The following is a 24,287-nucleotide window of genomic DNA, read 5'->3' as shown; positions in this document are numbered from 1 at the left end:
GTCAATGCACTCCTTGGTCCAGGGGCAGGAACAGACTGAATACGGTGTGGCCTGGATGGCTGTCGCATTCGATCAAGCCCTGGTGCTGGCTGATGATGTTCTGGGTGATGGCGAGGCCCAGGCCGGTGCCGTCGGCACGGCCGCTGACCATGGGATAGAAGATGGTGTCCTGCAGTTCGCTCGGGATGCCCGGGCCGTTGTCGATAATCTCCACCTTGCACACCAGGCGGTGGCGCGTATGGCCGATGGTGAACTGGCGCAGGGTACGGGTGCGCAGGGTGATGCGGCCCAGCTTGAGTTCATTTTGCGCGGCGATCGCCTGCATGGCGTTGCGCACGATGTTGAGCACCGCCTGGATCATCTGCTCGCGGTCGATCAGCAGGTCGGGGATGCTCGGGTCGTAGTCGCGTACCAGCGGGATGCTGCCCTGGGTCTCGGCCTCCACCAGGCTGCAGACGCGCTCCAGCACTTCGTGGACGTTGGTCACCGACAGTTGCGGCAGCTTGTTGGAGCCGAGCATGCGGTCCACCAGGTTACGCAGGCGGTCGGCTTCTTCGATGATGACGTTGGTGTAGTCCTTCAACGATTCGTCCGGCAGCTCGCGGGAGAGCAGTTGCGCCGCACCGCGAATGCCGCCGAGCGGGTTCTTGATCTCGTGGGCCAGGCCGCGCACCAGTAGCTTGGTGGTTTCCTGCTTGGACAGCTGCGCCTCTTCCTTGGTGATCCGCAGCAGTCGGTCGCGCGGGTGGACCTCCAGCAGCAGCAGGGTGTTGCGGCGGTCAAGGATCGGCGTCACCGCGTAGTCCACGGTGATGGTCTGGCCGGTCAGCGAGGTCAGCGTCGCTTCGCGCTTGGTGAACGGGTGTGCCTCCTCCACCGCCTGGCGCAGCGACTGCAGCGCTTCGGGGGACTCGGTGAACAGCTCGCTGATGAACTGCCCGTGGCTGCGCTGGCCACTGACCGCCAGCAGCATCTCCGCCGCCGGGTTCATGTACTCCAGGCGCAGCTCGGCATTGAGCAGGATCACCGCCGTGGTGAGGTTGTCGAGCAACAGGCGGAGCTGGGTTTCTGTAGGCATGGCGTAAGAGATGTCCCAAGACTGTGCGGGAAAATGCAAAAAACAAACCAGGCCCTGAAAAGACGCGTATTTCCGCCGGTTGCGCTGATTTGCGGTGCGCACGAGGCTGATCCGGTCAGGGGGAATGACCCGAAATGGGGAGAGTATAGAAAGTGGTGCAGGCATATGCACCGTAATGGTGCATTTGTGCCTGGCCGCACGCCGGGTCAGCGGCCGGCGGCGGTTAGCGTTTGGGAGGTGTCGAGGTCGGCCGAGTCGGCCACCGAAACGCGGAACATGTGGAAGGGCTGGCTGGGTGTCTGCTCGATGGTGCGGCCGAGGGTGTCGACGATCTCCACCGACAGCAGGTGGGTGCCACGCTCGATGTTGTCCAGTGGGAATACCGGGCTGCGGCCGGGCTCGCCGACGGGTTTTCCGTCGAGCAGCAGGCGGTAGAGGTGGCCGGGCAGCAGGGCCGGGTCGCTGGTGGCGGAAACGATCAGTGCGCCGTCATTGGCGCGCACGGTGGCATCGGGCTCCGGCACGATGATGCGCAGCAACTGGTAGGCCGGAGGCCCCGGCGGCAGCGCCGGGGTGGCCGGCGCATAGAGCGGCGGCGGCATGCGCACGCCATGCGGCGACTTCTGTGGGTCGTTGCGCGGGGTCATGTCGAGCTTTTGCGCGTTGCCGCGCGGCGGCTGGTCGGTGAAGACGCGATTGCCGTCCTTGTCGATGTAGGTGTAGACCTCGGCGCTGGCCGACAGGCAGGTCAGTGCCGACAACAGGAGCGCCAGTGAGAGAGTCAGTAGATTACGCATCGTCAGCCGCCCGTCGTGGGGTGAACCCTGGGGCGCTGCGGGCTGTTGGTGCTGATGCGCTGCAGGGTGAAGCTCACCGGTGCACTGGCCTGGATCACGCGGCTACCTTGCAGGACCTGGACTGCCAGGGTGTGCTCGCCACGGTCGAGGTTCTGCACGCCGATACCGGTGCTGCTGGTCGGGTCGCCATAGGGCTGGCCGTCGAGCACCAGCTGCAGCTGATGGTCCGGCGCCAGGGCTGGCTGCACGACGACGTTGACGATAAAGGTGCCGTTGTTCTGGCGTAGCGATTCGTCATCGGGCAGGTTGCTCAGCGCGAGAATCGCGTAGGCCTTGGCGGCCTGATTCTGCGTGCCGCTGGTGGCGGGGGCGGCGGCCGGTTGCTGCGGGCCGACGGTATTGGTCGGCGGCAACTCCACGGGCTTGGCATCGACATTGGTCGGCGGCTGGTTGGTGAACACGGTTTTGCCGTTGGCGTCGGTGTATTTGTAGATCTGCGCGCTGGCTGGCAATGCGGCGGCGAGCAGCAGGGCGGTGAGGATCAGGCGCATGACGAATCTCCGGATAGTCCTGCCAAGCCTTGCACTGCCGACGGCAGCTGGCAAGTTGCCTATTGTCTTTCAGCAGGGTGCCGTGCGTTGTGCGCTGCTGCTCGTGCGGGGACCTTTCCTGCGCAGGACGGGTCCGAGCCTGGCGCCAGCGTCTGTATGATGCGGGCGAGTGTGATTTTCCATCGTGGTGGGGTATGCCTGTGAGTCTGATTCGTTACCTGCTTCGTCAGTGGCTGCTGCTGTGCTGCCTGGGCCTCGGCTTGTCCGTCGCCGGGCCTGCGCTGGCGGCGCTTCCCGGGCCGCTGGCCGGGGTGACGGGCAGTGGCGAGAGCAAGGTCAGCGACGCCCAGCTGGAGCAATCGCTGAACCAGGTGATCAAGACCCTGGAGAACGATCAGCAGCGGGCCGACCTGCTGAAGAAGCTCAAGCAATTGCGCGACGCGACGCAGAAAGGGGCGGAGGAGCAGGGCGGCGTCCTGGGGCTGATCGGCGACACCCTGGGCAGCCTCGAGAAACAGTTCGAAGGGGCCAACAGCCCGATGGTGCGCTGGGCCGACCTGTTCCAGGGCGCCGGCTACGAGCTGGATGCGCGCACGCCGTCGCTGGCCGAGTGGCCCGGAATGATCCTCGACTTCGCCCTGGTCATCCTTATCTGGGCCTGCGTCGCCCTCGGCCTGCGCTGGATCGCCGGGCGCATGCGCAAGCGTTTTGGCCTGGAGGACGAACTGCCGCAGCACCCCAAGACCCGCGACCTGCTGCTGTTCGCCCTGCGCAAACTGGGGCCCTGGCTGGTCGCCTTCCTGATCACCGTCTACCTGTCCGTCGTGCTGCCCAGCTCGCTGGGCAAGCTGGTGGCGATGGTGATCGCCTATACCCTGGTGTGCGGCACGCTGTTCTCCGCGCTGTGCGTGATCTCCCTGTCGTTGCTCAGCGGCCCGCACCGCATGCGTGCGCTGGACATCCTGAGGCGTCGCGCCTTCCGCCCGCTCTGGCTGATTGGCAGCCTCGCCGCGCTGGGCGAAGTGATGCACGACCCGCGCGTCATCGAGAGCCTGGGGCAGAACATCTCGCTGTTCGTCGGCTCCGTGGCGAACATCTGCGCGGCGCTGCTCACCGCGCTGTTCGTCCTGCAGTTCCGCCGACCGATCGCCCACCTGATCCGCAACCAGCCGCTTGAACGCCGCTTGAAGCGCCGGGGCCTGAGCGATCTGGTGGAGCTGATCGGCTCGATCTGGTTCCTGCCGGTGCTGGTGCTGGTGGGCATCTCGCTGTTCGCCACCATCGTCACCGCCGGCGACAGCAGCTACGCCTTGCGTCGTGCCCTGGTCTGCGCCGCCGTGGCGGTGGTGGCAATGACCGTCAACGGCCTGATCCGCCGCGCGCACCAGCGCTCGGCCCGGCGGGGGGCGCGGCGTCACGCGCCGTATATCGAACAGTTGCAGAGCTTCGGCTATACGCTGCTGCACATCGCCAGCCTGCTGTTCTTCCTGGAGATCGGCCTGCGCGTCTGGGGCATGTCGCTGATCCGCTTCGCCGAAGGCGACGGCTCGCAGATCAGCCTCAAGCTGTTCAGCTTTGGCACGACCCTGCTGGTCGCCTGGCTGGTCTGGATTCTCACCGACACTGCCGTGCAGCACAGCCTCGGCCTGGGCGGCAAGAAGAGCGCCAACGCCCGTGCGCTGACCATGCTGCCGCTGATCCGCAACGTGCTGTTCGTGACCATTGCGGTGATCGCGCTGATCGTCGCCCTGGCCAACATGGGCATGAACGTCACGCCGCTGCTCGCCGGTGCCGGTGTGATCGGCCTGGCCATCGGTTTCGGCGCCCAGTCGCTGGTGGCCGATTTGATCACCGGCCTGTTCATCATCATCGAGGACTCGCTGTCGATCGACGACTACGTCGATGTGGGCGGCCACCTTGGCACGGTGGAGGGCCTGACCATCCGCACAGTGCGTCTGCGCGACCTCGACGGCGTGGTGCACACCATTCCGTTCAGCGAGATCAAGAGCATCAAGAACTACTCGCGGCAGTTCGGCTACGCCATGTTCCGCTGGCCGGTGCCGGCCAGCATGCCGATCGACGATGCGCTGGCGCTGGTCAAGGAAGTCTCCGGCGAGCTGCGCACCGACCGCACGATCAACCGCGCCATCTGGTCGCCGCTGGAAATCCAGGGCATCGAAAGCTTCGACGCCGGCCAGGCGATCCTGCGTTTCCGCTTCAAGACGGCGCCGATCCGCCAGTGGGAAGTGCAGCGCGCGTTCAACCTGCGCCTGCGGCAGAAGCTCGACAAGGCCGGCCTGGAACTGTCGATGCCGCGCCTGAACGTGCAGCTCTCACGCATGCGCAAGTCGCGCCGCGAGGACGACGAGGAGCACGGCGTGCCGGCGGACGGCGGGATCTGAAACCGGCCTTCCTGTAGGAGCGAGCTTGCTCGCGAATGAGTTATCCGCTGGCTCCGGTGCTGTGCGATTCACGAGCAAGCTCGCTCCTACAGGCACAGGCACAGGTACAGGCGCCAGCGGTTTCTCCAGCCCATAAAAAAGGCCTCCCGAAGGAGGCCTTAATGCTGTCGCTATTTATAGGTATTCGTGGATCAGACGCTGTAGTACAGGTCGTATTCCAGCGGGTGCACGAAGGTGCGCACCTTGATTTCTTCTTCCGACTTCAGCTCGATGTAGGCATCGATGAACTCGTCGGTGAACACGCCGCCCTTGGTCAGGAACGCACGGCCCTTGTCGAGTTCTTCCAGCGCCTCTTTCAGGCTGCCGCAAACCTGCGGGATTTCCTTCGCCTCTTCCGGCGGCAGGTCGTACAGGTTCTTGTCGGCGGCATCGCCGGGGTGGATCTTGTTCTGGATGCCGTCCAGGCCCGCCATCAGCAGCGCGGCGAAGCACAGGTAGGGGTTGGCAGCCGGGTCCGGGAAGCGCGCTTCAATGCGGCGGGCTTTCGGGCTGGAAACGTACGGGATACGGATCGAGGCGGAACGGTTGCGGGCCGAGTAGGCCAGCATGACCGGAGCTTCGAAGCCCGGAACCAGACGCTTGTAGGAGTTGGTCGCCGGGTTGGTGAAGCCGTTCAGCGCCTTGCCGTGCTTGATGATGCCGCCGATGAAGTACAGGGCGGTGTCGGACAGGCCGGCATAACCTTCGCCAGCGAAGGTGTTCTTGCCATCCTTGGAGATGGACATGTGCACGTGCATACCCGAGCCGTTGTCGCCGTACAGCGGCTTCGGCATGAAGGTCACGGTCTTGCCGTAGGCGTCGGCAACGTTGTGCACGCAGTACTTCAGGGTCTGGACTTCGTCAGCCTTGGCAACGAGGGTGTTGAACTTCACACCGATCTCGTTCTGGCCAGCGGTGGCCACTTCGTGGTGGTGAACTTCCACGACCAGGCCCATTTCTTCCAGGGCGTTGCACATGGCGGTACGGATTTCGTGGTCGTGGTCGACCGGCGGTACCGGGAAGTAGCCGCCTTTCACGCCCGGACGGTGACCTTTGTTGCCGGTCTCGATGTCGGCGTCGGTGTTCCAGGAAGCCTGCTCGGAGAAGATCTTGAACATCGAGCCGGAGATGTCGGACTTGAACTTCACTTCGTCGAAGATGAAGAACTCCGGCTCCGGGCCAACGAATACGGTGTCACCGATACCGGTGGACTTCAGGTATTCCTCGGCGCGCTTGGCGATGTTGCGCGGGTCGCGCTCGTAGCCTTGCATGGTGCTCGGCTCGATGATGTCGCAAACGATGATCAGGGTCGGCTCTTCGGTGAACGGGTCGAGCACGGCGGTGCTGTCGTCCGGGAGCAGGATCATGTCGGAGGCTTCGATGCCCTTCCAGCCTTCGATGGAGGAACCATCGAACATCTTGCCGGCTTCGAAGAACTCGTCGTCCAGCGCGTCGCGGGCGGGCATGGTGACGTGCTGCTGCTTGCCTTTGGTATCGGTGAAGCGCAGGTCAACCCACTTCACGTCATGATCTTTGATCAGTTGTTGCGACTTGTACGACATGCTGTCCTCCAGGAGGGATTAGAGCTGGGAGCTTTTTTGTGCCCCAGTATCGGGTGATGCCGGCCGGAATACTCCGCCAGGGCAACCTGCCTCACAAGAGAGCAAGTTGCGTGCCAGTGCCCGTAAATGGGCAGAAGCCCAGAAATCACGGGCTGTGGCGAGTGTTACGGAGAATTGCGCGATAATAGTGCACTGCTTTGGTGCTCGATCATGGTGCATGAGTCCATTTTGGTGCACCAAAAAGAAAGTCTCCGATTTCTGCTCAAGTCTTGAGCAATTTCGGATATAATTCCGCCCCTTTTTTTCAGTCCCATGGCAATCGCCCGATTCGCATGAAACTCATCGTCAAGGTCTTCCAGGAAATCACCATCAAGAGCCGGCCGGTGCGCAAGCGCTTCATCCGCCAGCTGGCGAAGAACATTCGCACGGTGCTCCGCGACCTCGACCCCGAGCTGCTGGTCGAAGGCGAGTGGGACAACCTCGAGGTCGAGAGCAGGGTCACTGACGCCAAGGTCCTGCGCGAGATGATCGAGCGCCTGACCTGCACGCCGGGCATCGGCCATTTCCTCGAAGTGCACGAATATCCGCTGGGCGACTTCGACGACATCCTCGAGAAGTGCAAGGCGCACTTCGGCGACAAGCTGCCGGGCAAGGTCTTCTCCATGCGCTGCAAGCGCGCCGGCAAGCACCCCTTCACCTCTATAGATGTGGAGCGTTACGTCGGCGGCGGCCTGCGCCAGCATTGCGGCGCGGCGGGCGTCTCGCTGAAGAACCCGGAAGTGGAAGTGCGCGTGGAAATCCGCCATGACCGCCTCTATGTCATCCATGCCCAGCACGATGGCCTCGGCGGCTACCCGCTGGGTGCGCTGGAACAGGTGCTGGTGCTGATGTCCGGTGGCTTCGACTCCACCGTGGCGGCCTACCAGATGATGCGCCGCGGCATGATCAGCCACTTCGTGTTCTTCAACCTCGGCGGCCGTGCCCACGAACTGGGTGTGATGGAAGTCGCGCACTACCTGTGGAAGAAGTACGGCAGCTCCCAGCGCGTGCTGTTCGTCAGCGTGCCCTTCGAGGAAGTGGTCGGCGAGATTCTCACCAAGGTCGACGACAGCTACATGGGCGTGACCCTGAAGCGCATGATGCTGCGCGCCGCCAGCCGCGTGGCCGAGCGCCTGGAAATCGACGCACTGGTGACCGGCGAGGCGATCTCCCAGGTTTCCAGCCAGACGCTGCCGAACCTCTCGGTGATCGACCGGGTGACCGATACCCTGGTCCTGCGCCCGCTGATCGTCAGCCACAAGCAGGACATCATCGACACCGCGACGCAGATCGGCACTGCCGAGTTCGCCAAGCACATGCCCGAGTACTGCGGCGTGATCTCGGTGAACCCGACCACCCAGGCCAAGCCGCACCGCGTCGATTACGAAGAAACCAAGTTCGACATGGCCGTGCTCGACCGCGCCCTGGAGCGCTCCACCCAGATGACAGTCGATCGGGTGATCGACGAACTGGGCAAGGACCTCTCGGTGGAAATGGTCGACGAAGTGCTGGCCGGCCAGATCGTCGTGGACATCCGTCACCCCGATGCCCAGGAAGATGAACCGCTGGCCATCGAGGGCATCGAAGTCCTGTCCATGCCGTTCTATGCGATCAACAGCAAATTCAAGGAACTGGACCCCAACCGCCAGTACCTCCTGTATTGCGACAAGGGCGTGATGAGTCGCCTGCACGCCCACCACCTGGTCAATGAAGGGCACACCAATGTGCGGGTCTATCGACCCGAGCCGCAGGCAGCAGGCGGCAAGCTGCAAGAGAAGAGCTAGCCTGCATGATCCTGTGCCGCATTAGCCGAAACGCAACCTGGCTTAGGCATCCTCCAGACGCCTGGGCCTGAACCGGAATTTCGCCTGCCTGCCGCCTGCGGCTTGCAGCCTGAAGCTTTATTTACTGAGACTGACACTGTGATCGAAAAACTGCGCAACATCGCCATCATCGCCCACGTCGACCATGGCAAGACCACCCTCGTAGACAAGCTCCTGCGCCTGTCCGGCACCCTCGACCGCAAAGAAGCGGAAAACGAGCGCGTGATGGACTCCAACGACCAGGAAAAAGAGCGTGGCATTACCATTCTGGCGAAGAACACCGCGCTGAAATGGAACGACTACAGCATCAACATCGTCGACACCCCCGGCCACGCCGACTTCGGCGGCGAGGTTGAGCGCGTGATGTCGATGGTCGACTCCGTACTGCTGGTGGTCGACGCCCAGGACGGCCCCATGCCGCAGACCCGCTTCGTGACCCAGAAGGCTTTCAAGGCCGGCCTGCGTCCGATCGTCGTGGTGAACAAGATCGACCGTCCGGGCGCGCGTCCTGACTGGGTCATCGACCAGATCTTCGACCTGTTCGACAACCTCGGCGCCACCGACGAGCAGCTGGACTTCCCGATCGTCTACGCCAGTGCCCTGAACGGCATCGCCGGCATGGACCACGAGAAGATGGACGACAACATGGACGCGCTGTTCCAGGCGATCATCGACCACGTCCCGGCGCCGAAAGTCGACGTCGACGGCCCGTTCCAGATGCAGATCTCCCAGCTGGACTACAACAGCTTCCTCGGCGTGATCGGCATTGGCCGTATCGCTCGCGGCAAGGTCAAGACCAACACCCCGGTCGTGGCCATCAGCGACGACGGCACCAAGCGCAACGGCCGTATCCTGAAGATCATGGGCCACTCCGGCCTGCAGCGCATCGAAGTCGCCGAAGCTGAAGCCGGCGACATCGTCTGCGTTTCCGGCATGGACGAGCTGTACATCTCCGACACCCTGTGCGACCCGCAGAACGTCGAAGCGCGCCCGCCGCTGACCGTTGACCAGCCGACCGTGAGCATGACCTTCCAGGTCAACGACTCGCCGTTCGCCGGCAAGGAAGGCAAGTTCGTCACCAGCCGCAACATCAAGGACCGTCTGGACAAGGAACTGCTGCACAACGTGGCCCTGCGCGTCGAGCAAGGCGACAGCCCGGAGAAGTTCAAGGTCTCCGGCCGTGGCGAACTGCACCTCTCGGTGCTGATCGAAACCATGCGCCGTGAAGGCTTCGAGCTGGCCGTCGGCCGTCCGGAAGTGGTCATCATCGAGACCGCCGAAGGCGAGAAGCAGGAGCCGTACGAGAACGTCACCATCGACATCGAAGAGCAGCACCAGGGCTCGGTGATGGAGCAGATGGGCCTGCGCAAGGGCGATCTGACCAACATGATCCCCGACGGCAAGGGCCGCGTGCGCCTGGAATACACCATCCCGGCGCGTGGCCTGATCGGCTTCCGTAACAACTTCCTGACCCTGACCTCGGGCACCGGCATCCTGACCTCGACCTTCAGCCACTACGGCCCGATCAAGGCCGGCGAAGTGACCAACCGTCAGAACGGCGTACTGGTCTCCATGGCCACCGGCACCGCGCTGACCTACTCGCTGGAAACCCTGCAGAGCCGCGGCAAGCTGTTCCTCGGCCCAGGCGACGAGATCTACGAAGGCCAGCTGGCCGGCATCAACAGCCGTGACAACGACCTGGTGATCAACCCCACCAAAGGCAAGAAGCTCGACAACATGCGCGCTTCGGGCAAGGACGAAGTCATCGCCCTGGTTCCGCCGATCCGCTTCACCCTGGAGCAGGCGCTGGAATTCATCGCTGATGACGAGCTGGTGGAAGTGACGCCGAAGTCGATCCGTCTGCGCAAGAAAATGCTGAACGAGAACGACCGCAAGCGCTACGAGCGCGCCAAGGTCTAAGTCGACCAGCAGTACGAGAAAGCCGGGCTTATGCCCGGCTTTTTTTTGCCCGTCTTCCAGGCAGTTTCACCCGTTGCTGTAGGAGCGAGCAAGCTCGCTCCTACAGCAACGGGTGTGTCGTAGGAAGCGTCCGATTTTTCCTCGGAGCGTGGCTGAAAGGTAGTCTCGCGACGTCTGACCATTCGAAGCTGTGAGATCGTGGACGCAGGCCAGGGAGCCGGGCCGATATACTCAGCTGTCCGGGCGTAAGCGTCCGGATCGGGATGGATTCGCACAGAACCTCAAGGATTCGAAAGCATGCAATGGATTTTCATGCTGGTCGGCCTGGTCATCGGCGCCGCTGCGGGCGAGTCGATTACCGGGGCGGTGTTGGGCGCAGTGGTCGGCCTCGCGCTGGGGCAGACCTTTGCACTGCACAGCCTGCAGCGGGAGAACGCCAGCCTTCGCAGTGAGCTGAAGGCCTTTGGCGAGCGCTTCGACCAGGGTACCAAGGCCCTGTATGAGCGGTTGCTGCAGGTGGAGCGTGGCGCTGCCGGGCAGGCTTCGGCGACGGCGAGCGTTGAGAGCGCCGCGACGGAAATGCCGGTCGCTGCTCCGGCAGCCGAGCCTGAGGTGGAGGTGGCCATCAGCGAACCCGCTGCCACCGAGCTGGAGTGGAGTATCGAGCTGCCCACCGACGAGCTGGCGCCGGCCCCGGCTGCTGCTGCGCGGGTGGAGGCCCCCATCGAGTGGTCCGACCTGGTGCTCGAGCCGATGCAGAAACCTGCGGCTCAGGCCCGCGTCGAGGAGCCCGAGGTTCAGCCTCAGCCGGCGCCTGCCGCACCGCCGCTGCCGCCGTCTGCGCCGGTTCCTTCCTTGTTCGACCGCGCCTTCGGTGCCGCCCGTGACTGGCTGCTGGGCGGCAATACCGTGCTGCGTGTCGGTGTGCTGCTGCTGTTCCTCGGCCTGGCTTTCCTGCTGCGCTACGCCACCGAAGGCATGACCATGCCGCCGCAGGGCCCGTATATCGGCACAGCCGCTGCTGCCCTGGCATTGCTCGGCCTGGGTTGGTGGCTGCGGCATCGGCGCCCGGCCTATGCGCTGATTCTCCAGGGCACCGGCATCGCCGTGCTCTACCTGACGGTGTTCGCCAGCATCAAGCTGTACCCGGCGATGAACCATGGCGAAGTGCTGGTCGATGCGCAGGCCGGTTTCGTCCTGCTGGTAGCGGTCACGCTGTTCTCGGCAATCCTCGCCATCCTTCAGGACGCACTGGGCCTGGCCGCCGCGGCGGCGCTGGGCGGATTCGCCGCACCGATCCTGGCCTCGACCGGTGGCGGTAGCCACGTTGCGTTGTTCAGCTATTTCGCCCTGCTCAATGCCGGCATCTTTGCCATCGCCTGGTTCAAGGCCTGGCGCCTGCTCAATCTGATCGGTTTCTTCGGCACCTTCGGCATCGGCCTGGCATGGGGTCTTCGCTCCTATACCCAGGATCGCGCGCCGGAGCTTTTCGCGACGACCGAGCCGTTCCTGATCCTGTTCTTCCTCACCTATGTCGCCATCGGCCTGCTGTTCGCCCGTCGTCGCCTGCGCGAAGCGGCAGGGGCGCCGGAGGATGATTCCCGCGAGGCGCTGCTGCGCTGGTCGGCGCGGCAGACCGACTATGTCGACGGCACCATCCTGTTCGGCACGCCGCTGGCGGGCTTCGGCCTGCAGTACGGGATCATCCGGCACCTGGAGTTCGGCGCGGCATTCAGCGCGCTGGCGCTGGGCCTGTTCTACATGGTCCTTGCCCGTGTGCTGGCGGGGCGCACCGCCGGCCGCGCGTTGCTGCTGGTGGAAACCTGCCTGGCGCTGGGCGTGGTGTTCGGCACCCTGGCGATCCCGCTGGGCTTGGACGCACGCTGGACTTCCGCTGCCTGGGCGGTGGAGGGCGCCGGTATCTTCTGGCTCGGCCTGCGCCAGCAGCGTCCGCTGGCACGGATCTTTGCCCTGTTGCTGCAAGTAGGCGCAGCGCTGGCATTCCTCGCCGGGCTGCATGCCGACCCGCAATCGCTGACGTTGCTCGACGGCGCACCACTGGGCGCGCTGATGCTGGGCGTGGCGCTGTTGTTCAGCTTCTGGAACCTGCGCAATGCCGATCCGCAGGCCCTGCGCAGTTGGGAGCCGAATGCCCGGCCTGCCCTGGCGGGCATCGGCCTGGCATTCCTCTATCTGATCGCGCCGCTGTGCCTGGGCGCGGACGGCACCGCCATTGTCTGGGCGGTCGCCGGCCTGGCCACGCTGTTCGCTGCGCTGCGCCTGCGTTCACGGACCTTCCTGGCCTGCGCCTTTGCGGTGCAGTTGCTCGGCGGGGCGGTATTCCTCCTGCACCTGCAAGGCGCGCAGGAGGGGAGTGGTGTGCTCGGCTCGGGTTGGCGCGGCCTGGTGACGGCCTCGCTGATCGGCCTGGCGCTGATTGCCGGCATGCTGATCGCCGCGCGCGATTCCCTGGTGCGTGACGACCGCCGGCTGATGCTCGGCCTGAGTGTGGTCCTGCTGCTGGGGCTGGCCTTCATCAACCTTGCCGTGCTGTTCGTGCTGCCTTGGCAAACAGCGGCAGCGGTGTGGGCGGGCAGCGGCTTGCTGATCCTCTGGCTGAGCCTGCAATTGCAGCAGCGCGCGGCCTTCGTCTTCGGCCTGGTGCTGCAGGTGATTGGCGCGGGCGCCTTCCTCTTCGGTGGCGCCGCGCTGTTCGGCGATCTGCCCAGCGAGGGCCTGAAGCCGTTGGCGCACATGGGCTTCTGGACGCCGGCGGTGCTGGCGCTGGCCGCGATGATCGGTGCCTGGCGCCTGCAGCGGGCCAGTGAACGCGAGCGTCACCTGGCACTGGGCGGCCTTGGACTTCAGCAGCTATCGCAGTTGCTGCTGGTCTGGGGAGCCGGCTGGTGGGCATTGACCGCGCTGTGGGAGATTGCCCGCTTCGTGCCCGGCGAGATGCGTGAGCACGTGGCGCTGCTGGTAGCCGCTGTCAGCGTCGGACTCTGGTCATTGCTGGCGCGCCGCGAGCAGTGGCGCGCGTTGGCGCTGCTGTGCCTGGCGCTGGTGCCGGTGTCGCTGGTCGCGCTGGGCAGTGCCTGGCACCTGCGCTACCACCCGCTGGCGGAACTGGGCTGGCTCGGCTGGCTGGCGGTGTTCGCGGTGCACTTCTTCACCCTGCGCCGGCTCGCTGCATTGCTGCCGCACCGTGCCGCACAGGCGGCCCATGTGCTGGGCTGCTGGTTGATCCTTGGCGTGCTGGCGCTGGAGCTGCGTTACCTGTTCTTCGCCCTGGCCGAGCACTACAACGCCTGGCGCTGGCTGGGCTGGGCGCTGGTACCGAGCCTGTTCCTCATCCTCATGGGCGGCGTGCGCCGCTTGCCGTGGCCGGTGGCCGCCTTCGAGCGCGAGTACCGCGCCATCGCCGCCGCGCCGGTGGCCCTGGCGCTGCTGGGCTGGTTCTGGCTGGTCAACCTGTTCAGCAATGGCGCGGCCGACCCGCTGCCCTACCTGCCGCTGCTGAACCCGCTGGAACTGGGCATGCTCATCGTGCTCGCGGCGGTCTTCCAGTGGACGCGCCTGGGCCTGCCGCAACTGGGCGTGGCCGAGTCCACCCTGCGCCTGCCGGTGCAGGCGGTACTGGGCGCTTCGCTGTTCGCCCTGCTGACCATGGCCGTGTGCCGTACCGCGCATCACTGGGGTGGAGTGGCGTTCGAGTTCGATGCCCTGAGCCAGTCCATGCTGGTGCAGGCCGGGCTGTCCATCGTCTGGGCGCTGATCGCACTGGGCCTGATGATTGCCGGGCACCTGCGCGGCCGCCGCGACTTCTGGCTGGTCGGCGCCGTGTTGCTGGTCGTGGTGGTGATCAAACTGTTCCTCGTCGATCGCGCCAGCGGCGGCAGCCTGGAACGCATCGTTTCCTTCATCGGCGTCGGCGTACTGATGCTGATCGTCGGCTACTTCGCACCGCTGCCGCCGCGCCGGCCGATGGCCGAAGAGCAACCGCAACAGGAGCAACCCTCCGCATGAAGCTCACTACTCTCGTCCTGCTCGTCGGCGCGTGCCTGCTGGGCAACCAGGCCGGTGCGGCGCCCGTTCCGGCGGATTTCGCCAGCCGCGTGCCGTTGGAAGTTTCCGGCAATGGCCCGTGGTATCGCGTGCAACTGCCCATCGACGTGCTGTTCGCGGCGCGCCATGGCGACCTGCGCGACCTGCGCATCTTCAATGCCGAAGGCGAAGCGCTGCCCTATAGCCTGCGCACCGGCGCGGCCAGCGAGAAGCAGGTGCGCAGCGAAGTGCAGGCGCGCATCTTCCCATTGCGCGGTACTGCCGGCAGCGCAGCCGGCGACAACCTGAAGATCGTCCGCAGTACCACCGGCACCATCCTCGAAATCACCCCCAATGCGCCGGCGCAGGACAAGCCCCAGGTGCTGCGTGGCTGGTTGCTGGAGACCGGCTCCGGCGATCTGCCGCTGGATCGCCTGCAGCTTGACTGGACCGCCGACGGCGACGGCTTCCAGCGCCTGCGAATCGAAGCCAGCGACGACCTGGAGCACTGGCGCTCGCTGGGTGAGGGGCAACTGGCGCGGCTCGATTTCAATGGCCAGCGCATCGAGCAGAACGATATTGCGCTACCCGGCCAGACAGCGCGCTACCTGCGCCTGTGGTGGGAGTCGCCGGAGCAGGCGGCGCAACTGGTTGGCGCCACGCTCAGCGGTAGCCGCAGCAGCACTGGCCCGATCCCGATGCTCTGGTCCGAGCCGTTGGCGGCCAAGGCCGACAGCAATGGCGACTTCAGCTGGAGCCTGCCGCTGGCGTTGCCGGTGGAACGCGTGCGGGTTCCGCTGCAGCAGGACAACACCCTGGCGCCAGTGGTGATCTCCGGTCGCCATGACGGCAATGTGCAATGGACGCCGCTGGCGCGCGGTGTGCTGTATCGCCTGCCGGGGCAGGGCGGCGAGATCGCCCAGGAGGAGCTCGAGCTGCCCGGCAACACGCTCGGCCAACTGCGGCTGCAAGTGGATTCGCGCGGCGGTGGCCTTGGCGGTTCCACTGCGCACCTGAGCGTGGGGGTTCGCGCCACGGAACTGGTATTCCTCGCCCGTGGCGGCGCGCCCTATGAGCTCGCGGTCGGCAACGACGCCATCAGCGACGGCAGCCTGCCGCTGACCACCCTGGTTCCCGGCTACGAGCCCAAGCGCCTGGCGGGCATGGGCGAGGCGCGGCTCAAGGGCACTCTTCAGGCTCCCGTCACGCAAACGACGGCCAAGGAAGCGAAGGCCGATACAAACTGGAAACGCTATGGCCTGTGGGCGCTGCTGCTGGCGGGCGTCGGTCTGCTCGGGCTGATGGCGCTGAGCCTGCTGCGGAGTAATCGCCAGGCCGGTTGATCGCCGCGGATGGCCGCAAGATAGGGGTATCGCCGCTAGAAATTCTGATACTGTCTGGGTTGTTCTGATTACCGAATAACAACAAAGCATGGAGTAGCAGAATGATCAGAAAGGCGCTCACCCCGCTGGCGGCTGCGTGCGCGATGGCCATTGCCGCACAGGCCTCCGCAGCCCCTTCGCCGTATTCCACCATGGTCGTCTTCGGCGACAGCCTGAGTGATTCCGGCCAGTTCGCCGATGCAGGCGGCCCTGCCGGCGCCAGCACCCGCTTCACCAACCGCGTCGGCCCGACCTACCTGGACGGCAGTGGCGAGGTATTCGGTCCCACCGCGCCGATGATCCTCGGGGGCAAGCTGGGCATCAATCCTGCCGACCTGAATCCGTCGACCTCCCTGGTCCCCGGCACTGTGGACGGCAACAACTGGGCGGTCGGCGGCTACCGCACCGACCAGATCTACGACTCGATCACCGCTCCTGACGGCTCGGTGGTGACCTCCGGTTCCACCAGCCGTACCCGCGACGGCTATCTGGTGAACAACCGCGCCGACCCGAATGCGCTGTATTACCTCACCGGCGGCGGCAACGACTTCCTCCAGCTGCGCATCACCAACGACCCGACCGCCCGTGCTGCAGCCGGCCGCCTGGTGGATAGCGTGGATGCGCTGCACAATGCCGGCGCGCGCTACATCATGGTCTGGCTGCTGCCGGACCTGGGCCAGACCCCGGCCACCAACGGTACGGCCCTGCAGGGGATCGGTACTCAGTTGTCCGGTATCTTCAACGAAGAGCTGGTCAGCCAGCTCGCCGCGAGCAATGCCAACGTCATCCCGCTGAACATTCCGGCGATGTTCAAGGAAGTCCTGGCCAACCCGGGCGCCTATGGCCTGGCCACCGGCCAGAATCTGGTCGGCACCTGCTTCAGCGGCAACAGTTGCACCGAGAATCCTGTGTATGGTCGCCACGGCACTAATCCGGATCCGACCAAGCTGATTTTCAACGACGGCGTCCACCCGACCATCGCTGGCCAGAGCATGATCGCCGACTACGCCTACTCGGTGCTCTCCGCGCCGTGGGAAGCGACCATGCTGCCGGAGATGGCGCTGGGCACCTACAACGCCTACCAGGACCAGCTGCGCAGCCAGTGGCTGGCGGACTGGGAGAGCTGGCAGGGTGTGAATCAGTGGCGCGGTTTCGTCACCGGTGGTGCGCAACACCTGGACTACGACGACCAGGACAGCGCCGCGGATGGCGACGGCTACGGCGCCAACCTGACCCTGGGTACCAGCTATCGCCTCGACGATGCCTGGCGCGTCGGCGGCTCGCTGGGCTTCTACCGGCAGAAGCTGGAGCTGGGTGCCGAAGATTCCGACTACAAACTCAACAGCTACCTGGGCAGCCTGTTCGTGCAGTTCCAGCAGAACCGCTGGTGGGCTGATGCTTCCGTGACTGGCGGCAAGCTCGACTTTGATGACGCCAATCGCAAGTTCTCCATCATCAACCACGAGGTCGAGGAGAAGGCCGACACCGACGGCAGCCTGCTGGCCTTCAGCGGTCGCCTGGGTTACGACATTGCCCAGGGCGGCGAGAACTGGCACCTGTCGCCCTTCGTCAGCGCCGACTGGGCGCGGGTGAAAGTGGACAGCTACGAAGAGGGCAGCGGTCGCTCTACCGCGCTGGCCTATGACGAGCAGGACCGCTACTCCCGCCGCCTCGGCGTTGGTCTGCAGGGCAAGCTGGACCTGTCGCAGGAAACCCAGCTGTTTGGCGAGGTCGCAGTGGAGCGCGAGTACGCCGACGACACCCAGAACGTCGGGATGAACTTCACCAGCCTGCCGGACGTCGGCTTCAGCCTGCAGGGCTACACCCCGCAGAGCCACCTGCAGCGCGCCACCATCGGCTTCGCCCAGAAGCTGACTCCGGAGCTGTCGCTGCGCGGCGGCTACAGCGCGCACCGCAGCAGCGATGACCTGGCCCAGGGCGTGAACCTGGCGCTGAGCCTGGACTTCTGATCGGCACGGGGTGAGGGCGAGGTCTGGTGCCAGACCTTGCCCTCACCCCAGCCCTCTCCCTCGGGGATAGGGGGCTGATCGGCGCGTCTGGCTATCACCTGCCCAGCTTCGCTCCGGCCGCTGTGGAAGGACGGCGCCCAAGTCAGGCTTCGCTCCGGACGACGCCCTCTCCCTTGGGGATAGGGCTGGGGTGAAGGGGTTGGCCCCGTGCCAATACCCGAAGCCCGCGGTAATACCCCGCTGTTACCCCGCCCGATCCATCCGCACATACACTGCCGGTCCGTTTCACGAGGACCCGTCATGACCTTCACCACCGAACTGCAACCCGGCGTCTGCGCCGAGCCCGAAGCCGTCACCCAGGACTACGTGTTCAACCACACCATGCTGCGGGTGAAGAACCCCGAGCCGTCACTGGACTTCTACAGCCGCGTGCTGGGCATGCGCCTGCTGCGCCGCCTGGACTTCGAGGAAGGGCGTTTCTCGCTGTACTTCCTGGCGCACACCAAGGGCTGTGACGTACCGGACGAGACCAGCGCGCGCCAGCGCTACACCTTCGGCCGCGAGTCGGTGCTGGAGCTGACCCACAACTGGGGTAGCGAGTCCGACGACAGCCAGTACCACAACGGCAACAGCGAGCCGCGCGGCTTCGGCCACATCTGCTTCAGCGTGCCGGACATCCACGCCGCCTGCGCGCGCTTCGAGGCGCTCGGCGTGCCGTTCGTCAAGCCGCTCACGCGTGGCATGAAGAACGTCGCCTTCATTGCCGACCCCGATGGCTACTGGGTGGAAATCGTCCAGGCCGATCTCAACGGCGAGCTGGCGCGCGGCTGAAGGTCGCAATGCCCGGAGCGGGTGGGGAACTGCCCGCCACCGGCGGGCTCCAAGCATTCGGCGAGCCTTTGCGCAAGGAGGCGTCGCGAGCGTTTCCACGCTAGAATGCGCCCTGATTTTTTCCATCTTCTCCCCTGGAGCCTTCCATGTCCCGCGTTACCCTGAGTCGCTACCTGATCGAGCAGACCCGCAGTCACAATACCCCGGCCGACCTGCGTCACCTCGTGGAAGTGGTGGCGCGCGCGTGCAAGGAGATCAGTCACGCCGTTTCCAAGGGCGCGCTGGGTGGCGTGCTGGGCAGCATGGAAACCGAGAACGTGCAGGGCGAGGTGCAGAAGAAGCTCGACGTGCTCTCCAACGAAATCCTCCTGGAAGCCAACGAGTGGGCCGGTAACCTGGCCGGCATGGCCTCCGAGGAAATGGACCACCCCTACCAGATTCCGGGCAAATACCCGAAGGGTGCGTACCTGCTGGTGTTCGACCCGCTGGACGGCTCCTCCAACATCGACGTCAACGTCTCGGTCGGCACCATCTTCTCCGTACTGCGTTGCCCGCAGGAGTACCTGAGCCAGAACGACAGCCTGCGCGAGGAAGCCTTCCTGCAGAAGGGCACTACCCAGGTTGCCGCCGGCTACGCCATCTACGGCCCGCAGACCATGCTGATCCTGACCCTGGGCAACGGCGTCAAGGGCTTCACCCTGGACCGTGAGCTGGGCAGCTTCGTGATGACCCACGACAACATCACCGTGCCGACCCAGACCGCCGAATTCGCCATCAACATGTCCAACCAGCGCCACTGGGAAGCCCCGGTGAAGCGCTACGTCGACGAGCTGCTGGCCGGCAAGGAAGGCCCGCTGGCGAAGAACTACAACATGCGCTGGATCGCCTCCATGGTGGCCGACGTGCACCGCATCCTGACCCGCGGCGGCGTGTTCATGTACCCGCGTGATTCCCGTGAGCCGGAGAAGCCCGGCAAGCTGCGCCTGATGTACGAAGCCAACCCGATGTCCTTCATCATCGAACAGGCCGGCGGCGCCGCCACCAACGGCCGCCAGCGCATCCTCGACATCCAGCCCGACAGCCTGCACCAGCGCGTCGCGGTGTTCCTCGGCTCGAAGGAAGAAGTCGAGCGCGCCACTGCCTACCACCAGGAAGGCTGATGGCCACCGCGCCCTGGCAGTCGCTGCTCGACTGGTGGTTCGGCACTGCGCTGGACGCCAATGAGGTGGCCGAGCAGCGCAATGCGCTGTGGTTCGGCAAGAGCGCCTGCCAGGACGTGGACTCGGAAAACCGTTTCGGCGGCCTGGTGCGCCAGGCCCTGGACGGCGGGCTGCAGGAATGGGAACGCGAGCCGCAGAGCTGGCTGGCGCTGATCCTGCTGCTGGACCAGCTGCCGCGGATGATCTTCCGCGATACCCCGCGCGCCTACGCCGGTGATCCCCGCGCCCAGCAACTGGTGCGCCAGGGCCTGGCTGCCGGTTTCGACCGCCAGCTGCCGCGCATCGAGCGGGTGTTCGTCTACATCGTGCTGGAACACGCCGAAGACCTGGCCAGCCAGGATGAGGCGGTACGCCTGTACGAAGCATTGCAGGACGAATCCAGCGACAGCGAGAAAGTGCTGTTCGCCGGTTACCTCGCCTATGCACGCAAGCACCAGGTGGTGATCGACCGCTTCGGTCGCTTCCCGCACCGCAATCTCATTCTGGGCCGTGACTCGACGGCTGAAGAAGCACAGTTCCTCACGGAACCTGGCTCACGTTTCTGACTCCAACCCGGCGGCCGAACCGGTCGCCCTGTGCCAAGCTTGTTGGCCTGCCCCCCAAACAATGGAGTTGTCGATGTCCTTCCGCCGCCTCGCGCTCGTCGCGTTCTGTGTCGTCCTGGCCGCTTGCAGCAAAGTGAACCAGGAGAACTATTCCAAGATCAAAACCGGCATGAGCAAGGCCGAGGTGGAAAGCCTGCTCGGCAAGCCTGCCGAATGCTCCGGCGCACTGGGGGTTTCCAGCTGCACCTGGGGAGACGAGAAGGCTTTCATCAGCATCCAGTACGCTGGCGACAAAGTGCTGCTGTTCTCCGCCCAGGGCCTGAAGTAAGCCCTGGGGGCGGGGCGGGCAGCCAAGGAGCAACGCAATGCGTCGATCCCTTACCTGGCTGGCCTGCCTCGCCGCGTTGAGCGGTTGTGCCGGGTCTTCGCCGCAACCGCCGCAGACCGTGCAGGTCGACCTCAAGCGCTACGAGGGCACCTGGTACGAGCTGGCGCGCAAGCCGATGTTCTTCCAGCGCCACTGTGCGCAATCCGAAGCCCACTACCAGCTGCAGCCTGACTCCAGCATCGCGGTGACCAATCGCTGTCTGACCACTGACGGTGAGTGGGACCAGGCCACCGGCCGCGCCGAAGCGCAGGTGCCGGGCCGCACCGACAAGCTCTGGGTGCGTTTCGACAATACCTTCACGCGGATCTTCCCGGGGCTCGCCAAGGGCGACTACTGGGTGCTCTACGTCGACGACGATTACCAGACCGCGCTGGTGGGCAATCCGAATCGCGAATACCTCTGGCTGCTGTCGCGCAAGCCGGTGGTGCCGGATGCGACGCGCGAGAAGCTGCTGGAGCTGGCCCACGCGCGTGGCTACCAGACGGATGACCTGATCTGGCGGGCAGCCGATTCCAGTTCAACGGCCCAATGAAAAAACGCCCCTCGGGGCGTTTTTCATTGGGCTATTTCGCGCGGTATTGCCGGCATGGGCTTGTCGTAGGAGCGAGCTTGCTCGCGAACAATCTCCGCAGCGGGGCTGGTTCGCGAGCAAGCTCGCTCCTACAGGTTTGGTCCCTGCGTCGTAGGATGGGTGGAGCGCAGCGATACCCACGCTGCATGCGCATGGGAATTGATGGGTATCGCTGCGCTCCACGCCATCCTACAAACGCTGTCAGTTCAGCAGCTCGCGAAGGACGCCAGAGAACTCGTGGGCGCTTTGCTCTTCAAGCGCGTGCCTGCCATCACGCACGCGCCATTGTCCGGCGACCATCACATCGCGTACCTGGCGGTCGCCGCCGGCGAACAGCCAGCGGTTGAGAATGGCGTCGCCACGGGCGGTCTGCAGGTAGGGGTCGCTACCGTCGAGCACCAGCAGGTCGGCGCGCTTGCCGACCGCCAGTTCCCCCGTGGGCTGGCCAAGCGCCTGGGCGCCGCCGCTGAGGGCGGCATCGAACAGGGTGCGGCCAATCATCGGCTGGTCCTTGCCGTAGAGGCGATTGCGGCGCTGGTCGCGCAGGCGCTGGCCATATTCCAGCCAGCGCAGCTCCTCGACCACGCTCAGCGATACATGGCTGTCCGAGCCGATGCCGAAGCGGCCGTTCTGGGCGAGGTAATCCACTGCCGGGAAGATGCCGTCACCCAGGTTCGCCTCGGTGGTCAGGCAGAGCCCGGCGACCGCGCCGCTGCGCGCCATAGCGGTGACTTCGTCGGCTTCGGCGTGGGTGGCATGGACCAGGCACCAGCGTTCGTCCACCGCGACATTCTCATACAGCCACTGCAGCGGACGGCGACTGCTCCAGGCCAGGCAGTCGTCGACTTCCTTCTGCTGCTCGGCGATGTGGATATGCACCGGGCAGCCGCTGGAGTTGGTGCCCAGCACCTCGGCGATCTGCTGCGGCGCCACCGCGCGCAGGGAGTGGAAGCACAGGCCGAGGCCCTGCTGCGGCCGGTCTGCCAGGTGTGCGCGCAGCCCGTCGATCAGTTTCAGGTAGCTGTCCGTGCTGTTGATGAAACGGCGCTGGCCTTCGCTCGGCGCCTGACCGCCGAAGCCGGCGTGGGAGTAGAGCACCGGCAGCAGCGTGAGGCCGATGCCGGCATCCGTCGCCGCCTGGCTGACGCGCAGCGCCAGTTCCGCCGGATTGGCGTAGGGCTGGCCGTCGACGTCGTGGTGCACGTAATGGAATTCGGCGACGCCGGTGTAACCGGCCTTGAGCATCTCGATGTACAGCTGGCGGGCGATCACTCCGACCTGCTCGGGTGACAGGCGACCGACCAGGCGGTACATCAGGTCGCGCCAGGTCCAGAAGCTGTCGTTGGGGTTGCCGGCGACTTCCGCCAGGCCCGCCATGGCGCGCTGGAAGGCGTGCGAGTGCAGGTTCGGCATGCCCGCCAGCAGCGGCCCGGAAACCCGTTCGGCGCCCTCTGCGCTGGCGTCCGGGGTGATCGCGGTGAACAGGCCCGCGGCATCGATCTCGAAGCGGACGTTGCGTGCCCAGCCGGTGGGCAGCAGGGCGGTTTCAGCGAACAGGACGGACATGCACAGGGCCCTCGCAGGCTTCTTGGAATTTGTATATACATATACAGACGTTTGCCGGGACCGTAAACTGCGAGGCAACCCGGCGGTCGTCAGAGGACTTGTATGCACGGGTCGAATCCGGTACATGCCGGAGTCAGACCGCAGTCGCCCTTCAAAGAAAGAATACCGTCGCCACGACAAGGAGTTTCCCGTGCCCGCATCGCCCACGCCTACCTCGCCCGCCGAGGGTTCGTCGCTCGCCGCGCAGATGGGGGAAATTCCCGCGCCGTTGTATGCCCGCGTCAAGCAACTGATCATCCAGCAGATCCAGTCCGGCACCTGGCCGCCGCACCACCGCGTGCCGTCCGAGGCGGAACTGGTTGACGAGCTGGGCGTCAGCCGCATGACCATCAACCGTGCGCTGCGTGAACTGACTGCCGACGGCCTGCTGGTGCGCATGCAGGGCGTGGGGACCTTCGTCGCCGAGCCCAAGGGCCAGTCCGCGCTGTTCCAGGTGCAGAACATCGCCGAGGAAATCACCGCCCGCGGGCACAAGCACCATCTCGTGGTGATCAGCCTGGTGGAAGAACTGGCCAGCGCCGAGCGCGCGCTGGCGCTGGATGTGCGCGAGGGCCAGCGCATCTTCCACTCGGTGATCGTGCACTACGAGAACGATATCCCGGTGCAGATCGAAGACCGCTACGTCAACGCGGCCGTGGCGCCGGACTACCTGAAGCAGGATTTCACCGGGCAGACGCCCTTCGCCTACCTCACCCAGGTCGCGCCGCTGAGCGAGGGTGAGCACGTGGTCGAGGCGGTGCTGCCCAGCCCCGAGGAATGCAAGCTGCTGTCCGTCGACCGCCACGAGCCGTGCCTGCTGATCCGCCGGCGCACCTGGTCGGGACGCAATACCGTCACCAGCGCGCGCCTGCTCTATCCGGGTTCGCGCTACCGCCTGGAAGGACGCTTCAGTTCATGAGTGACGTGCGAATTCTGCGTGCCGCCGACTACCCGGCGATGCCCTGGAAGAACGGCGCGGGCACCACCCGCGAGATCGTCCGCGATGCCGGCGATGGCCTGGAAGGTTTCGGCTGGCGCGTGTCCATCGCTGATGTCGGCGCGCCGGGGCCGTTCTCCGCATTCAGCGGCTACCAGCGCGTCATCAGCGTGCTGGAGGGCGAGGGCATGCGGCTGCAGGTCGACGGTGTCGATTCCCGCGCTCTGAAAGCGCTCGACGCTTTCGCCTTCGATGGCGCCAACGCGGTGGAGTGCACGCTGCTCGGCGGGGCGATCCGCGATTTCAACCTGATCTATTCGCCCGCTCGCTACCGGGCGCGTTTGCAATGGTTGAAGGTCGACGGCGCGGCGCACTTCTTCAGCAACGCTTCCACGGTGCTGTTGTTCAGTGCGGACGAGGGCGTACATGCCAGCCTGAACGGGGAGGCCGCCGGTGTGCTGGGCCTGCACGACACGCTGATTGCCGAGGGCGATGGTGCGCTGCGGGAGTGGCGCTTGTCTGTGGCGGGCAAGGCGGATATCTGTGTGATCGAACTCGAATCACGCTGAGCAGAAAAGGGTGC

General features: G+C 65.3%; 18 protein-coding genes. 13 read left to right on the top strand and 5 right to left on the bottom strand.

Features of this window, described 5'->3' with window-relative positions; translation table 11 throughout:
* Window position 1: 1 nt before the first annotated feature.
* From glnL to L6D89_RS06470, 3 genes are all read right to left on the bottom strand, one after another.
* Window positions 2–1,078 (bottom strand): nitrogen regulation protein NR(II), encoded by a 1,077-nt coding sequence (gene glnL / locus L6D89_RS06480; protein WP_236171149.1) that lies wholly within the window; start codon window positions 1,076–1,078, stop codon window positions 2–4.
* A gap of 206 nt (window positions 1,079–1,284) precedes the next feature.
* Window positions 1,285–1,875 carry a DUF4124 domain-containing protein gene (locus L6D89_RS06475; protein ID WP_236199142.1) on the bottom strand — a complete coding sequence of 197 codons (591 nt, stop codon included), beginning with the start codon at window positions 1,873–1,875 and terminating at the stop codon, window positions 1,285–1,287.
* A gap of 2 nt (window positions 1,876–1,877) precedes the next feature.
* Window positions 1,878–2,426, bottom strand: coding sequence for a DUF4124 domain-containing protein (locus tag L6D89_RS06470; protein WP_236171151.1), 549 nt, complete (start codon window positions 2,424–2,426; stop codon window positions 1,878–1,880).
* Between the two features lie 194 nt (window positions 2,427–2,620).
* On the opposite strand from L6D89_RS06470, the gene L6D89_RS06465 reads away from it, so the two are divergent.
* Window positions 2,621–4,828 (top strand): mechanosensitive ion channel family protein, encoded by a 2,208-nt coding sequence (locus L6D89_RS06465; protein WP_236171152.1) that lies wholly within the window; start codon window positions 2,621–2,623, stop codon window positions 4,826–4,828.
* 191 nt (window positions 4,829–5,019) lie between these two features.
* On the opposite strand, the gene glnA is transcribed toward L6D89_RS06465, so the two are convergent.
* The gene (glnA, locus tag L6D89_RS06460) at window positions 5,020–6,429 is read right to left on the bottom strand and encodes a glutamate--ammonia ligase (RefSeq protein ID WP_017517179.1); all 1,410 of its coding nucleotides are present in this window, start codon (window positions 6,427–6,429) and stop codon (window positions 5,020–5,022) included.
* Window positions 6,430–6,761: 332 nt separating this feature from the next.
* On the opposite strand from glnA, the gene thiI reads away from it, so the two are divergent.
* From thiI to L6D89_RS06410, 10 genes are all read left to right on the top strand, one after another.
* Window positions 6,762–8,252 (top strand): tRNA uracil 4-sulfurtransferase ThiI, encoded by a 1,491-nt coding sequence (thiI, locus tag L6D89_RS06455; protein ID WP_236199141.1) that lies wholly within the window; start codon window positions 6,762–6,764, stop codon window positions 8,250–8,252.
* 138 nt (window positions 8,253–8,390) lie between these two features.
* On the top strand, window positions 8,391–10,211 hold the full coding sequence (gene typA / locus L6D89_RS06450) for a translational GTPase TypA (protein ID WP_024766660.1): 1,821 nt from the start codon (window positions 8,391–8,393) through the stop codon (window positions 10,209–10,211).
* Window positions 10,212–10,508: 297 nt separating this feature from the next.
* Window positions 10,509–14,237 (top strand): DUF2339 domain-containing protein, encoded by a 3,729-nt coding sequence (locus L6D89_RS06445; RefSeq protein WP_236199140.1) that lies wholly within the window; start codon window positions 10,509–10,511, stop codon window positions 14,235–14,237.
* On the top strand, window positions 14,234–15,598 hold the full coding sequence (locus tag L6D89_RS06440) for a DUF3999 domain-containing protein (RefSeq protein WP_236199139.1): 1,365 nt from the start codon (window positions 14,234–14,236) through the stop codon (window positions 15,596–15,598). The genes L6D89_RS06445 and L6D89_RS06440 overlap by 4 nt, the downstream gene beginning before the upstream one ends.
* 101 nt (window positions 15,599–15,699) lie before the next feature.
* The gene (estP, locus tag L6D89_RS06435) at window positions 15,700–17,607 is read left to right on the top strand and encodes an esterase EstP (protein ID WP_236199138.1); all 1,908 of its coding nucleotides are present in this window, start codon (window positions 15,700–15,702) and stop codon (window positions 17,605–17,607) included.
* Between the two features lie 300 nt (window positions 17,608–17,907).
* On the top strand, window positions 17,908–18,438 hold the full coding sequence (gene gloA / locus L6D89_RS06430; RefSeq protein WP_236171157.1) for a lactoylglutathione lyase: 531 nt from the start codon (window positions 17,908–17,910) through the stop codon (window positions 18,436–18,438).
* 146 nt (window positions 18,439–18,584) lie between these two features.
* On the top strand, window positions 18,585–19,598 hold the full coding sequence (locus L6D89_RS06425; RefSeq protein ID WP_054911293.1) for a class 1 fructose-bisphosphatase: 1,014 nt from the start codon (window positions 18,585–18,587) through the stop codon (window positions 19,596–19,598).
* Window positions 19,598–20,203, top strand: a complete 606-nt coding sequence (locus L6D89_RS06420) for a DUF924 family protein (RefSeq protein ID WP_236199137.1) — start codon at window positions 19,598–19,600, stop codon at window positions 20,201–20,203. The genes L6D89_RS06425 and L6D89_RS06420 overlap by 1 nt, the downstream gene beginning before the upstream one ends.
* 73 nt (window positions 20,204–20,276) lie before the next feature.
* On the top strand, window positions 20,277–20,531 hold the full coding sequence (bamE, locus tag L6D89_RS06415) for an outer membrane protein assembly factor BamE domain-containing protein (RefSeq protein WP_024766664.1): 255 nt from the start codon (window positions 20,277–20,279) through the stop codon (window positions 20,529–20,531).
* Between the two features lie 37 nt (window positions 20,532–20,568).
* Complete coding sequence (locus L6D89_RS06410; RefSeq protein ID WP_236199136.1) at window positions 20,569–21,123, top strand: lipocalin family protein; 555 nt, start codon at window positions 20,569–20,571, stop codon at window positions 21,121–21,123.
* Between the two features lie 240 nt (window positions 21,124–21,363).
* On the opposite strand, the gene L6D89_RS06405 is transcribed toward L6D89_RS06410, so the two are convergent.
* Window positions 21,364–22,728, bottom strand: coding sequence for a formimidoylglutamate deiminase (locus tag L6D89_RS06405; protein WP_236199135.1), 1,365 nt, complete (start codon window positions 22,726–22,728; stop codon window positions 21,364–21,366).
* Between the two features lie 247 nt (window positions 22,729–22,975).
* On the opposite strand from L6D89_RS06405, the gene hutC reads away from it, so the two are divergent.
* Together hutC and L6D89_RS06395 are read left to right on the top strand one after the other, a co-directional pair.
* Window positions 22,976–23,686, top strand: coding sequence for a histidine utilization repressor (gene hutC, locus L6D89_RS06400; RefSeq protein ID WP_045216884.1), 711 nt, complete (start codon window positions 22,976–22,978; stop codon window positions 23,684–23,686).
* Window positions 23,683–24,273, top strand: coding sequence for a HutD/Ves family protein (locus tag L6D89_RS06395; RefSeq protein ID WP_236199134.1), 591 nt, complete (start codon window positions 23,683–23,685; stop codon window positions 24,271–24,273). Before hutC ends, L6D89_RS06395 begins: the two co-directional genes overlap by 4 nt.
* Window positions 24,274–24,287: the final 14 nt, after the last annotated feature.

The sequence above is a fragment of the Pseudomonas pseudonitroreducens genome (assembly GCF_021603645.1).
Classification (GTDB): domain Bacteria; phylum Pseudomonadota; class Gammaproteobacteria; order Pseudomonadales; family Pseudomonadaceae; genus Pseudomonas; species Pseudomonas pseudonitroreducens.
This window is presented reverse-complemented; position numbering and strand designations above follow the sequence as displayed.

Coding starts and splice junctions, on each gene's coding strand:
- glnL (WP_236171149.1), bottom strand. CDS start 1,078: ATGCCTACAGAAACCCAGCTCCGCCTGTTGCTCGACAACCTCACCACG.
- L6D89_RS06475 (WP_236199142.1), bottom strand. CDS start 1,875: ATGCGTAATCTACTGACTCTCTCACTGGCGCTCCTGTTGTCGGCACTG.
- L6D89_RS06470 (WP_236171151.1), bottom strand. CDS start 2,426: ATGCGCCTGATCCTCACCGCCCTGCTGCTCGCCGCCGCATTGCCAGCC.
- L6D89_RS06465 (WP_236171152.1), top strand. CDS start 2,621: ATGCCTGTGAGTCTGATTCGTTACCTGCTTCGTCAGTGGCTGCTGCTG.
- glnA (WP_017517179.1), bottom strand. CDS start 6,429: ATGTCGTACAAGTCGCAACAACTGATCAAAGATCATGACGTGAAGTGG.
- thiI (WP_236199141.1), top strand. CDS start 6,762: ATGAAACTCATCGTCAAGGTCTTCCAGGAAATCACCATCAAGAGCCGG.
- L6D89_RS06445 (WP_236199140.1), top strand. CDS start 10,509: ATGCAATGGATTTTCATGCTGGTCGGCCTGGTCATCGGCGCCGCTGCG.
- L6D89_RS06440 (WP_236199139.1), top strand. CDS start 14,234: ATGAAGCTCACTACTCTCGTCCTGCTCGTCGGCGCGTGCCTGCTGGGC.
- estP (WP_236199138.1), top strand. CDS start 15,700: ATGATCAGAAAGGCGCTCACCCCGCTGGCGGCTGCGTGCGCGATGGCC.
- gloA (WP_236171157.1), top strand. CDS start 17,908: ATGACCTTCACCACCGAACTGCAACCCGGCGTCTGCGCCGAGCCCGAA.
- L6D89_RS06425 (WP_054911293.1), top strand. CDS start 18,585: ATGTCCCGCGTTACCCTGAGTCGCTACCTGATCGAGCAGACCCGCAGT.
- L6D89_RS06420 (WP_236199137.1), top strand. CDS start 19,598: ATGGCCACCGCGCCCTGGCAGTCGCTGCTCGACTGGTGGTTCGGCACT.
- bamE (WP_024766664.1), top strand. CDS start 20,277: ATGTCCTTCCGCCGCCTCGCGCTCGTCGCGTTCTGTGTCGTCCTGGCC.
- L6D89_RS06410 (WP_236199136.1), top strand. CDS start 20,569: ATGCGTCGATCCCTTACCTGGCTGGCCTGCCTCGCCGCGTTGAGCGGT.
- L6D89_RS06405 (WP_236199135.1), bottom strand. CDS start 22,728: ATGTCCGTCCTGTTCGCTGAAACCGCCCTGCTGCCCACCGGCTGGGCA.
- hutC (WP_045216884.1), top strand. CDS start 22,976: ATGGGGGAAATTCCCGCGCCGTTGTATGCCCGCGTCAAGCAACTGATC.
- L6D89_RS06395 (WP_236199134.1), top strand. CDS start 23,683: ATGAGTGACGTGCGAATTCTGCGTGCCGCCGACTACCCGGCGATGCCC.